Annotated in this window: 8 protein-coding genes; 5 read left to right on the top strand and 3 right to left on the bottom strand. The window is 36.8% G+C overall.

Annotation, left to right across the window (positions count from 1 at the left end; genetic code table 11):
- Window positions 1-268 precede the first annotated feature (268 nt).
- Window positions 269-973 (top strand): class I SAM-dependent methyltransferase, encoded by a 705-nt coding sequence (locus tag FW781_RS13830; protein WP_149387961.1) that lies wholly within the window; start codon window positions 269-271, stop codon window positions 971-973.
- Window positions 974-1,169: 196 nt separating this feature from the next.
- On the opposite strand, the gene FW781_RS13825 is transcribed toward FW781_RS13830, so the two are convergent.
- Entirely contained in the window at window positions 1,170-1,835 is a 666-nt protein-coding gene (locus FW781_RS13825; RefSeq protein ID WP_149387960.1) for a hypothetical protein, read from the bottom strand.
- 64 nt (window positions 1,836-1,899) lie between these two features.
- The gene (gene metG / locus FW781_RS13820; RefSeq protein WP_149387959.1) at window positions 1,900-3,936 is read right to left on the bottom strand and encodes a methionine--tRNA ligase; all 2,037 of its coding nucleotides are present in this window, start codon (window positions 3,934-3,936) and stop codon (window positions 1,900-1,902) included.
- A 336-nt stretch (window positions 3,937-4,272) separates the two neighbouring features.
- On the opposite strand from metG, the gene FW781_RS13815 reads away from it, so the two are divergent.
- From FW781_RS13815 to FW781_RS13800, 4 genes are all read left to right on the top strand, one after another.
- On the top strand, window positions 4,273-7,026 hold the full coding sequence (locus FW781_RS13815; protein ID WP_149387958.1) for a SusC/RagA family TonB-linked outer membrane protein: 2,754 nt from the start codon (window positions 4,273-4,275) through the stop codon (window positions 7,024-7,026).
- 11 nt (window positions 7,027-7,037) lie between these two features.
- The gene (locus FW781_RS13810) at window positions 7,038-8,639 is read left to right on the top strand and encodes a RagB/SusD family nutrient uptake outer membrane protein (protein WP_149387957.1); all 1,602 of its coding nucleotides are present in this window, start codon (window positions 7,038-7,040) and stop codon (window positions 8,637-8,639) included.
- Window positions 8,640-8,659: 20 nt separating this feature from the next.
- Window positions 8,660-9,766, top strand: coding sequence for a SusE domain-containing protein (locus FW781_RS13805; RefSeq protein ID WP_149387956.1), 1,107 nt, complete (start codon window positions 8,660-8,662; stop codon window positions 9,764-9,766).
- 71 nt (window positions 9,767-9,837) lie between these two features.
- Window positions 9,838-11,994: a glycoside hydrolase family 97 protein gene (locus FW781_RS13800; protein WP_149387955.1), complete on the top strand. Its 2,157-nt coding sequence runs from the start codon at window positions 9,838-9,840 to the stop codon at window positions 11,992-11,994.
- 67 nt (window positions 11,995-12,061) lie between these two features.
- Here FW781_RS13800 and FW781_RS13795 read toward each other — a convergent pair whose 3' ends face one another.
- Window positions 12,062-13,060 carry a sterol desaturase family protein gene (locus FW781_RS13795; RefSeq protein ID WP_149387954.1) on the bottom strand — a complete coding sequence of 333 codons (999 nt, stop codon included), beginning with the start codon at window positions 13,058-13,060 and terminating at the stop codon, window positions 12,062-12,064.
- Window positions 13,061-13,113: the final 53 nt, after the last annotated feature.

Raw genomic sequence — 13,113 nt, 5'->3', positions numbered from 1 at the left:
CTTAGGAGGATGTTCTGTAAAATATTGATGGAAGACCATGGATGTCAATAGTGAATTTTGCTTCGCAAGTGAATGGTGAATTTCAAGAACCAAGAACCAAGAACCAAGAATCAAGAATCAAGAATCAAGAACCAAGAATCAAGATAATGATAACTTAAATAGAAGCATCAACAAAATACACTTGCAACAAAATAAACCAGCAACCAGTAACCCATAACATTCAACTAAAAACTTTGAACATTGAACCTTGAACCCTTATCTTTGCACCATGAAAGATTTAATGGGCAGAGCGATCTGGGATTATTACCACAATGAAAATCCGGAGGATCTGCAGACTGAAACATCAATTTCTGAACTGGATGAACTTCCGGTAGAATATTTATTCAGAGATTTTGAAGAAATGAATGATATTGAGCAGAAAGCACTGAAGTTATCCGAAGGGAAAGTTCTGGATATCGGAGCAGGTGCAGGTTCTCATTCTTTATATCTTCAGAATGAAAGAGATCTTGAGGTGACAGCATTGGATATTTCACCAAAATCTATTGAGGTTTGCAAATTGAGAGGCATTAAAAAAGCAGTTTGTGAAAATATGCTTGATTTTTCAGGAGAAACTTTTGATACGATTTTATTATTGATGAACGGTACAGGAGTTTTTGAAAAGCTCGCTAAAATAGATACCTATCTTCAGAAGCTGCATACTTTATTAAATAATAAGGGGCAGATTCTCATCGACAGTACGGATATCCTTTATATGTTTGACCGCGATAAAGATGGCGGAGTGTATATTCCTGCAGGCGGATATTATGGTGAGCTGGGATATGTGGTTCATTATAAAGGAGAATCTGAGGAACCAATTACCTGGCTGTATCTTGACTTCAATACCCTGAAAAATGCAGCCCAAAACAACGGCTTCAAAATAGAAAGAATTCTGAAAGACGAAGATTCTTACTTAGCCAAACTGACTAAGAAATAATTAACGATAAGTCATTGCGAGCTGAAAGCGAAGCAATCTCAAAAACAATAGAGTCATTCTGTAAACCGGGATGACTTTTTTTTTGCTTTCTTCCTAGCCCCGATAGAAACGGTTACCCCACAGCATAGGATGGACACTCTTTAGAGTGAAAGCTCGGCGCGAGGAGTAAAAGTGGATAGCGGGAAACAGCTCCTTATTATTGTCTGAGCAGATGGATGGCTCTTGCAAACGGATAGAAAGAAAACCATTCCTGAAAATAAAAATACATCAGAACAGTGGTTCCGGCACATAAAATCACTGGAAGGATATAAGATTCTGCACGGTAAGGAAGTTTTTTTGGAGTTGTCAAAACGCTGATGACAAGTAAACCTAAAGCACCTACTGCAATGACTCCAATTTCGGGACTGTATCTGGAAGTGGTACCAAAGTCAAAATGGGAAAGAAGAACGTATTTTTGAAACATAAAAAAAAGAAAACCAAATGCCAGTGCTAAGAAGCTTGCAGGGTATTTTTTTAGTTTGGCTAAATTAAGGAACAGTAAAATAGATCCTGGAATCGGAGAGAACAAAACGGAGCTGACAAAAATAGTCCTTCGAGAATAAAGCTTAATGGCATCAGTATCTTCCGTGATATGGTCTTTCCAGATTTCTACTTCTTCTGTACGTTTTGCTTCCTCTTCTTCTTTTTTATGCTGAATCAATTGATGAACAGCGGATTTTTCCTGTTCACTGAAAATACGTCCTCTTTCTTCCATAATTTCAAAAGCGATCTGAACGGCTTCCGGAACAAAGCGGCTGCCTGCTTTCAAATAGTTCTCTAATTCTGAGTCGGAGAGTTTTCTTAATACATTTCTGTTAACCATAGTTGATCTGTAAAAGAAAGGCTGTCTCTAATGAAACAGCCTGTTATCTTGATAAGGGTTTTAATTATCCGATTTCAATACCGTTTTCAACATTGCTATCATCCGGTGTTACGAAAGATAATTTTCCGTCTGGTTTAGTCGTTAATAATAACATTCCCTGAGACTCAATTCCTCTGATTTTTCTAGGTGCAAGGTTCAACAGGATCATTACCTGCTTCCCAATTACTTCTTCAGGAGTGAAGCTCTCTGCAATCCCGGAAACAACAGTTCTTACATCTACTCCTGTATCTACAGTAAGTTTTAATAATTTATCTGCTTTTTCTACTTTTTCAGCTTCTGTAATGGTTGCTGTTCTAAGGTCTATTTTAGTAAAGTCATCAAACGTGATCTCTTCTTTCATAGGGTTTGCGTTAGGGTTTGTTTTTTTATTGTTTTGTTTTGTGTCTTCCAGCTTTTGGATCTGAGCTTCAATTACGCTGTCTTCAATTTTTGTAAATAATAAAGGAGCTTCTTCGATTTTATGCCCAGCCTCAATTTGAATTTCAGAATTTTGTAATTCTTCCCAATTCTTTTTCTCAATATTAAAATACCCAAACAGTTTCTCAGCAGAGAACGGCATAAATGGCTCGCATAATTGAGCAACAACCGCAGCAATTTGAGCACCAACGAACATTGTTTGTCCTGCTTCAGCTGGATTGGTTTTTATAGAATTCCAAGGTGCAGCATTCTGAAGATATAAGTTACCATAATCTACAAGTCTCATGAATGCACTTAAAGCATTTCTAAATTCATATTTTTCTAAATGAGTACTTACTTCATCTATTCCATTTTTGATAGCAATCTTGCTTTCTTCATCTAAGGTTCCATTTGGAACTTTTCCTTCAAAATTCTTATTAGTAAAAGAAATAACTCTATTAATAAAGTTTCCAAATTTGTTAACTAATTCGAAGTTGTTTTTAGCTTGGAAATCCTTCCATGTGAAGTTATTATCTTTAGTTTCCGGAGCTGATGAAAGAAGAGCATATCTTAAAACATCCTGTTGTCCAGGGAAATCTTCCACATATTCGTGAGCCCATACTGCCCAGTTTCTTGAAGTAGAGATCTTATCGTTCTCAAGATTCAGGAATTCAAAAGCAGGAACATTTTTAGGCATAATATAATCTCCGTGAGCTTTCATCATCGCGGGGAAAATAATACAGTGGAATACAATATTATCCTTTCCAATGAAATGTACAAGGTCACTGTTTTCGCTCTGCCAGTAGTCTTTCCAGTCTTTTCCGTTCTTCTCAGCCCATTCTTTGGTAAAAGAAATATAACCGATAGGCGCATCAAACCATACATACAATACTTTCCCCTCTGCATTTGGAAGCGGAACCGGAACACCCCAGTTCAGATCTCTGGTCATCGCACGAGGCTTAAGGCCGTCATTCAGCCATGATTTAACCTGTCCATATACGTTGGGCTTCCAATCGTCTTTATGACCTTCAATGATCCACTCATTTAAGAAGTCTTCATATTCATTTAATGGAAGGTACCAGTTTTTGGTTTCTTTAAGGATAGGAACATTTCCGCTAAGCATTGATTTCGGATTGATCAGCTCAGAAGGAGAAAGGGTAGAACCACATTTCTCACACTGGTCTCCGTAAGCATTTTCATTACCACAATTAGGACACGTTCCTACAATATAGCGGTCAGCAAGGAATTCTCCTGCCTGCTCATCAAAATACTGCTCAGAAATTTCTTCTGTGAATTTTCCTTTTTCGTACAATACCTTAAAGAAATCCTGGCTGGTTTCATAATGCTTTTTAGACGTTGTTCTTGAATATTCATCAAATGAAATTCCCAGATCAGCAAAAGATTTTTTAATGATTCCGTGATATTTGTCAACGATATCCTGAGGAGTTACTCCTTCTTTTTTAGCTCTTATGGTAATAGGAATTCCGTGCTCATCTGAACCACAGATAAACGCTACATCTTTTCCTAATCTTCTCTGAAATCTTGCGTAAACATCCGCAGGAATATAAACACCTGCCAAATGTCCTATATGAACCGGCCCGTTTGCATAAGGCAAAGCTGCCGTAATCATCTTTCTGTTTGACATTTATAGTAAAGTTTTAACTGCAAAGATAAGGAATATCTGTTGAATACCGCTATTGGTGGTGTTATTATGATGCAGAATGCAATTTTATAAGGTTGAATATGAATTTAAGTTAAACGATTGTTTAACTAAATATTAATTTAATACAAATACTATGCAATGCATAAGACGGTGCAAATTATTGAAATCTAAAAAACTAACTAAAAAGTGTTTCGTAATATACATAATTTTAACTAAAATTATATTAAAATTACGATAATTCTATTTTTTTTTTAAATTGCGAGTCTGGCTACAAGCCGAATTAAGACTGAAAAAACGAAACTATAAAAAAATATGATTGTGAATAATTTTACAACAGTATTGAAAATTGCACCTGCTTTTTTATTGGCCAGCACAATAATGCATGCGCAGACAAAAGACTCTGTTCCTCAGGAGAAGAAAATTGAGGAAGTTGTATTAATCGGGTATGGGAAGCAGAAAAAATCTGATCTTACCGGTTCTATAACTTCGGTCACAGCAAAAGATTTTAACGGAGGGGCAACTTCTGCAGGACAGCTGATCCAGGGGAAAACCCCAGGGGTACAGATTACCAATAACAGTGGAGCGCCGGGATCCGGGACAAAGATCAGGATTAGGGGAACATCTTCTTTAAGTGGAGAAAACTCACCTTTGATCGTCATTGATGGAGTTCCTCAGGACTTTGTAGGAATGAATGGTGTTTCAGACCCTTTATCCTTAATTAACCCAAATGATATTGAAACATTTGATATCCTTAAGGATGCTTCTGCTACTGCTATCTATGGTAACAGAGCTTCTAATGGGGTTATTCTCATTACAACCAAGAAGGGAACTGCAGGGAAGTTTAAATTGAATTTCTCAACAGTAACTTCGGTTTCTACCAAAATGGGGAAAGTGGATGTGCTGAACGCTCAAGAGTTCAGGGATTTTGTTAATGCTTATGCACCAGCCGGCTATAAAACCAAACTTGGAAATGCTGATACTGACTGGCAGGATCAAATTTATCAGGCAGCATGGGGGACAGATAATAACGTAGCCCTTTCAGGAGGAATCAAAGGTCTGCCATACCGTTTATCATTAGGATATAATGAGCAGAACGGGATTGTAAAATCAAATTCTTTCCGCAGAACTTCTGTAGGATTAAACTTAAACCCTAAATTCTTTGACAATCATTTATCAGTGAATGTGAACGCAAAAGGAACATTTACAGATAACAGATTCGTAGATGGAGGAGTAATTAAGGCTGCAACTTATTTTGATCCTACACAACCTGTTTATTCAGGGAATTCTAATTATGGTGGTTATTATGAATGGCTGGATTCCGGATCTGCAACAGGATATAATGTAAATGCCAATTCAAACCCGCTTGGACTGATCAATGGGGTAAGAGATGTGTCTTCTGTTCTAAGGGGATTGGGAAATATTCAGTTAGATTATAAGTTTCATTTTCTTCCGGACTTGCATTTCAATGTGAACGCCGGGTATGATTATACCAAAAGTGATGGTCATAAATTTAAAGATGCCCGTCTAAGACCTGGTTTTGAAGATAAAGGAAGCTCAAATTTCTATTCAATGGAAAAGAAAAACAAGCTTTTGGAAACCTACTTTAATTATGTGAAAAATATCAGCGCTATTAATACTGGTGTGGATATTACTGCAGGGTATTCTTATCAGGATTTTAATATTTATCTTCCAGGAGCTATCACTTATAGAGGAACGGGAATTAACTCGCAGGATTTAGACTTCAAAACTCAAAATACGCTGATTTCATTTTATGGAAGAGCTATTTTTACCATAGCTAATAAATATGTGATTTCAGGATCGGTTCGTAAAGATGGATCTTCAAGATTCTTCAACGGTACCAGAGATAATGTATGGGGTGTTTTCCCGGGAGTTTCCTTAGCGTGGAAGCTTAATGAAGAAAATTTCATCAAAAATATATCCTCAATCAGTACATTAAAACTGAGAGCAGGATGGGGTAAAACAGGACAGCAGGAATTGCCTGCTCTTAATGGTAATAAACCTAATAATTATCCTGCCTTTGCTGCTTATAACCCTAGTTATCAGGGTGCTGGTTATCAGTTCGGAAATGAATTCTATTTTATGTTTAGACCTGCTAACTACAACCCGAATCTTACCTGGGAAACTACTACTACGAAGAACTTAGGGTTAGATTTTGGATTTAATAAAAACAGAATTACCGGATCAATAGATGTCTTCAGAAAAGATACCAAAGATCTTCTTGTATATGCTGACGAACCTGCAGGAGGCTTAAGTAACGCGAGCTGGCAAAATGTTGGAGACATGAAAAATGAGGGGATTGAAGGAAGTATTACAGTAATCCCTGTCAAAAACCAAAATACAACCTGGGAGGTAAGCTTTAATGCTACCCATTACAAACCGGTAATCACGAAACTTAAAGACAGAGCAGATGAGTCTTTCAATATGGAAGTAGGAGGTATTGAAGGAGGTTCGGGAAACAGAATTCAGGCTCATGCAGTGGGATATGCACCTAATTCATTCTGGGTATATCAGCAGGTATATGATACAAATGGAAAGCCTGTTGATGGTGCCTTTGTAGACAGAAATGGTGATGGTACAATCAGTACAAAAGATATGTATTACTACAAATCCACAACCCCTGATGCAATTTTAGGTTTCTCTACCAAAGTATCTCATAAGAACTGGGATTTTGCATTAAGTGCAAGGGCTGTATTAGGAAATTATGTATATAATAATGCTGCTTCCAATAGTTCTTTACAATCTGCATCTACCAATGAATATCTTCAGAATGTGTTCGCAACAGCACCTCAGTATCAATTCTCTGTTCCTCAGTATAAATCAGATATTTATGTTGAGAATGCTTCATTCCTGAGACTGGATAATATCAATGTCGGGTACAATTTCGGAGAAATTTTCACTAAAGGCAGTAATCTGAAAGTATATGCAATGGCGCAGAATGTCTTTGTAATTACTAAATACTCAGGAGTAGATCCTGAAGTTTTTGGTGGAATAGATAATGGTTACTACCAAATGCCTAAGATTTATTCTTTAGGTTTTAACTTCCAATTTTAAATAAGAATTCAATGAAACTAAATAGAATTAAACTTAAAAATATAGTATTGCCTCTTTCAGCAGTATTTTTATTGACAGCAGCTTCTTGTGTGAAAGATCTTGAAAGAGAACCTATCACAGATGTTACTTCAGCCAGTATATATAAGGATTTTGCCAACTATAAAAATGTATTGGCAAAGCTTTACGGAGGCCTTGCTATGGGAGGACAGATCAGTGGAGACGGTGATCAGCCGGATAGTGATATTAACGGAATCAATGGTGGTTTCTCTCAATATACCAGATTGATGTATACCCTGAACGTTGTCACAACCGATGAAGCTGTGATTGGCTGGAATGACGGAAACCTTCATACCCTTCACAAAATGACCTGGGATGCTTCCAATGAATTCATTGCTGCCATGTATTATAGAGTATATACAGAAATTGCTTTTTGTAATGAATTCCTGAGAAATGTGACAGATGAAAAATTGGCTTCCAATAATATTACTGGAGATAATCTTGCTCAGGCAAAATTAATGAGAGCAGAAGCACGTTTCCTTAGAGCGCAGTCATACTATCATGCGATAGATATGTTCGGAAATGTTCCTTTTGTAGATGAATCTTACTTGCCGGGTTCTGTAAATCCGCCACAAAGGATTGAAAGAAAAGCACTGTTTAATTATATAGAGTCTGAATTACTTGCTGTAGCAGGAGAATTAAAAGATCCTAAAACCAATGAGTACGGAAGAGCAGATAAAGCTGCTGTTTGGTCATTGTTGGCAAAATTATATTTGAATGCAGAAGTATATACGGGAACTCAAAGAAATACAGACTGTATCACTTATTGTAACAAAGTGATTGCTGCAGGATATTCTTTAAAACCGAAATATGACGATTTGTTCCTTGCAGATAACAATATCAATAATCCTGAACAAATCTTAAGTGTAAATTTTGACGGAATCAATACACAGACCAATGGTGGAACAACTTATCTTGTTCATGCTGCAATAGGTGGAGATATGAAAGCTGCTGACTTTGGAGTGAATGGAGGATGGAGTGGTTTAAGAACGACAAAAGCGTTTGTAGGCTTATTCCCTACTAATGGAAGTGATAAAAGAGGAAGATTCTTTACTGCAGGACAGAACTTAGAAATTAATGATTTAGGATCATTCACAGATGGGTATGCATTTATCAAATTTAAAAATGTTAAAAGTAACGGATCTGTTGGAGCTCATACCAACTGGGTTGAGGCTGATATCCCGTTATACCGTTTGGCAGATATCTATTTGATGTACGCTGAAGCAGTGTTGAGAGGAGGAGCTGGTGGAAGTCAGGCAACAGCAATTGGCTATATTAATCAGTTGAGAGAACGTGCTTATGGAAATACAAGTGGAAATATATCTTCTATTAATCTCAACTTTATTTTAGATGAGAGAGGAAGAGAACTATCCTGGGAAATGACCAGAAGAAGTGATCTTATCCGTTTCAATAAATATACTACAGGAGATTATGTATGGCCATGGAAAGGAAATGTGAAAGATGGTAAAGCGGTAGAAAGTTATAGAAATCTTTTCCCAATACCTGCGAAAGATATTGTAGCAAACCCTAATCTGATTCAGAATCCTGGATATTAACTTAAAAAGTACATTTGAAAATGAAAAATCTATTCAAAATATTAGCTGCAGTTTTCATTGGAATTATAATGATTTCCTGTGAGAAAGATGAAGATAAAGCTGTTCTTGAAGTAACAAAAAATCCTACCTTAGCTGGGGATGCAACAACATTGGTTCTGCTTAAGGCAAATGAAAATAACAAAGCAGTAAAATTTACTTGGGTTAATCCTACATTTAATATTGCTGTGGTAAATAGTAATACTCTTGAATTTGCAAAAGCAGGAACAAGTTTTGCAAATGCTAAAAGTGCAGATGTAACGGCAAGTGATTTATCTAACACTTATACTGTAAAGGATTTAAATAAAATTATTCTTGATGCAGGATTTCTTCCAGGAGTTGCAGCAAATATTGAGGTAAGAATGAAAGCTTCTGTAGGAAATGCTGCATCTTATTCTAATGTGATCCCAATGACCATTACTCCATACTTAGCAGAATATCCTTCTTTTTATATTGTAGGAGAGGCATCTAGTGTAGGATGGAATGCTGGAGCGGCTCAAATGTTATATAAGAATGAAAATATTTCTACAATCTATACTTACCTTGAAAATGGGAAACCATTCAGATTTTTAGGACAGAAGGATTGGAGTCCGTTGAATTATAGCTTAGATACCTCAGGAATACAAGATGCTAATAAATATTTCAAAACCTGGTCTTCTAATTTAGCAGCAGCTGCACCTGAAAATATGACTTTTACCGGAGCTTCAGGAATGTATAAAATTACTATTGACTCTGATCTTGCAAAAAAAACAATAGATGTAGTTCCTTCTGCTGTTAATAACTGGAACCCAGCAAATTTATACATGGTGGGTACAATTAATGGATGGAATGTGGGTGCTGCTATTGCCATGACTAATTTAGGTGGTGGTAAGTTTGAGCATACTATTGTACTTCCTGCTGGTTCTCAATTTAAATTTGTAGGACAACAGGCATGGGGTGATCTTGATTGGGGAAATATCTCAGGAGATGGAAATTCAGGTTTTATTGCTCCTAAAGGAAGTAATGGGAATATTAAATTTGACGGAACAGGAGGAAATTATAAAATTACAGTAGACGTTAAATTAGGAGTTTATAAAATAGAAGAATTATAATAGTTTAAGAAGTATAATATAGCAAAGTGCTGCTTTACCGTGGCACTTTATCTAGTTAATAAATAGTCATTATGAAGAAAATTACAGTTGGAGCGCTTTTGCTCTCAATGATGTTTACAGGGGTGAAAGCCCAATCTTTAAAATCTCCGGACGGGAAGTTTGAAATGAATTTTCAGCTGAAAGAAGGAGTACCTTACTATAACCTTAAGTATAATGGAGCAGTAGTGGTAGAAGATTCTAAATTGGGATTGAGATTATTTAAAGACACAGCCATAAAATTCGCTTCTGAAATAGCCAAATCAGAAGATGCAAAATACGACCTGAACAACGGTTTTGCAAAGACAGATGAAAAAAGAGACACTAAAAATGAAACCTGGCAGCCGGTTTTAGGAGAAAAGAAAAACTATATCAATCATTACAACGAACTGGCAGTTACGCTAAATCAGGCTTCTACAGATAGGAGTATCGTTGTGAAATTCAGATTGTTTAATGATGGATTAGGTTTTCGATATGAATTCCCACAGCAAAAGAACCTTAATTATTTTGTGATCAGAGAAGAAGATTCTGAAATTGATTTCCCTACCGATATGAAGGCATGGTGGATGGTTGCAGATTACGACTCTCAGGAATACCAGTACCAGGAAACTAAAGTTTCCGAAATCCCTTCAAAATGGGACAAAGCATTTGATGCTAATGCTTCACAGTCATTGGTGAAAAATGCAGTTCAATCACCATTAATGCTTAAAAAAGAAGGAAAAGAGCCATTGTATATCAATGTTGCTGAAGCTGCGGTATTAGATTATCCGGCTTCCCATCTGGAAGTAGATGCACAGAATTATAAATTCAAAACGCATTTAACTGCTGACAGACAGGGAGCAAAAGGGTACATTCAGACTCCGTCAGTAACTCCTTGGAGAACGATTATCGTAGCTCCGAAAGCAGAACAGGTGATGGATTCTAAAATGATTTTCAACCTTAACGAGCCTACAAAGTACACTGATACTTCTTATATTCACCCTACAAAATACATGGGAGTCTGGTGGGAAATGATCATTGGGAAATCACAATGGGCATATTCTACAGCTGAAAATGTACACTTAGGTAAAACTGATTTTGCGAAATTGACTCCAAACGGAAAACACTCAGCCAACAATACCAAAGTTAAAGAATATATTGACTTTGCTGCAGAAAACGGTTTCCAGGGATTATTGATCGAAGGCTGGAACATCGGCTGGGAAGACTGGTTCGGACATTCAAAAGAATTTGTTTTTGATTTCATTACCCCTTATCCGGATTTTGATATCAAAATGTTGAATGAATATGCCCATTCGAAAGGAATTAAGCTGATCATGCACCATGAAACTTCAGGTTCTGCAACGAACTACGAAAGATGGGCAGATAAAGCATTCCAGACAATGAATAAATATGGCTATGATGCAGTGAAAACCGGATATGTGGGAGATATTATTCCTAGAGGAGAACATCATTATTCTCAATGGACAATTAACCATTATTATAGAATAGCAGAAAAAGCAAATGACTATAAGATCATGGTTAATTCTCATGAATCTGTACGTCCTACAGGAGAAAGCCGTACCTACCCGAATTATATTTCTGCTGAAGCAGCCCGTGGAACAGAGTATGAAGCATTCGGAGGAAACAAACCTGATCACCAGACGGTTCTTCCGTTTACAAGATGGATGGGAGGTTCCATGGATTATACACCAGGTATTTTCCAGACGAAGCTAGACTATTATTTCCCTGGAGATAACCGCTTTGTAAAAACTACTCTGGTAAAACAGCTGGCTCTTTATGTAACGATGTACATGCCGCTTCAGATGGCAGCCGATCTTCCTGAAAACTACAAAAAACATATGGATGCTTTCCAGTTTATCAAAGATGTAGCAGCAGATTGGGATGATACAAAAATCTTATCCGCTGAACCAGGTGATTATGTGATTACAGCAAGAAAAGCAAAAGGGACTGAAAACTGGTTTGTAGGTGGTATTACCGATGAAAACAAACGTGAGTATACTGTAGACTTCTCATTCCTGGATAAAGGGAAGAAATATGAAGCAACAATCTATGAAGATGGAAAAACTGCTGATTATATTGATAATCCTCAAAGCTATAATATCTATAAGAAAGAGATTACAGGCAAGTCAAAAATTAATTTTAAAATGGCAAGAAGCGGCGGTTTCGCAATTTCAATTAAACCAGTAAAATAATTTTAAAGAGACACTAAGGTGCCCCGGTTCATCGGTTTTTCGATGTCCGGGGTATTTTTTTGACAGATTATTTATCTCCTGCCTGCTGGTTCAGTGGTGAATACTGATATTCAGTATCAGTTGTCTGATCCTTTAAAGGGGGACGTTCATTTTTTATTTTTTCCTTAAGTTTATATTCCTTCTGATACTGTTTTACCGTTTTTCCGGTACCGTCATGTCTCCATCCCGGTGAATAAAAAAGATACTTTATACGGTCTTTGAAAGAAAGTCCCGGCTGTCTGACATCTTTTCCTATTCTTCTCCATTCGTAGAAAAGCATCGTTGCTGGATCTCTAGATTTTATTTTTGGATATACACCATATTTAACAGGGACTTCAGGATCTTCTTTTTCAAAAGTTCCGAAAATTTTATCCCAGATAATCAGTCCCATTCCCATATTACGGTCAAGATATTTGATGTTGCAGGCATGATGTACCCTATGATGAGAAGGAGTAACCAGAATATATTCTAAAAATCCCATGCTTTTAATAGATTGGGTGTGAACAAAAGTGCCATAAATCTGTATCGCAGAATACGCTACCAGAATATGCCATGGATGAAAGCCCATCAACGCTAACGGGGAGAAAAACAAATATCTGTACAGTGGCTGAAATACAGGACTTCTGAATCCCGTACTGATGTTGAAATAATCAGAATTGTGATGGGTAATATGCACAGCCCAGAAGACACGTGAATGATGATCTACATAATGGTGTACATAATACGCGAAATCCTGAGCAAGGAATACTACGATCCAATACCAGATTCCCTCTTGCCAGTCGAAGATGCGGTGGTGATAAAAAAACATCATGACAAACAAAGAGAATCCTTTCATGATGATGTCTAACCCATAGTTGAGCAAAGCAAAAAGAACATTGGTTGCTACATCTTTAGTTTCGTAAATTTTCTCTTTATTGAAGTGGCTATAAGCCATCTCCGCAAAAATAATTACAGCAAACACAGGAATGGTCCACGTATAAACAACATCTGGCCCTTCAGCTTCGAACATACTACTGAAATCAAACATTTTTTCTGTAAAACTAAAGATAAAAAGGGGGATAAATTAACTTTTAAGATGAA

Origin of the sequence: Chryseobacterium panacisoli (assembly GCF_008274625.1) — a bacterium.
Classification (GTDB): domain Bacteria; phylum Bacteroidota; class Bacteroidia; order Flavobacteriales; family Weeksellaceae; genus Chryseobacterium; species Chryseobacterium panacisoli.
The sequence above is the reverse complement of the archived record's forward strand: the minus strand, read 5'-3'. Positions and strand labels throughout refer to the sequence as shown.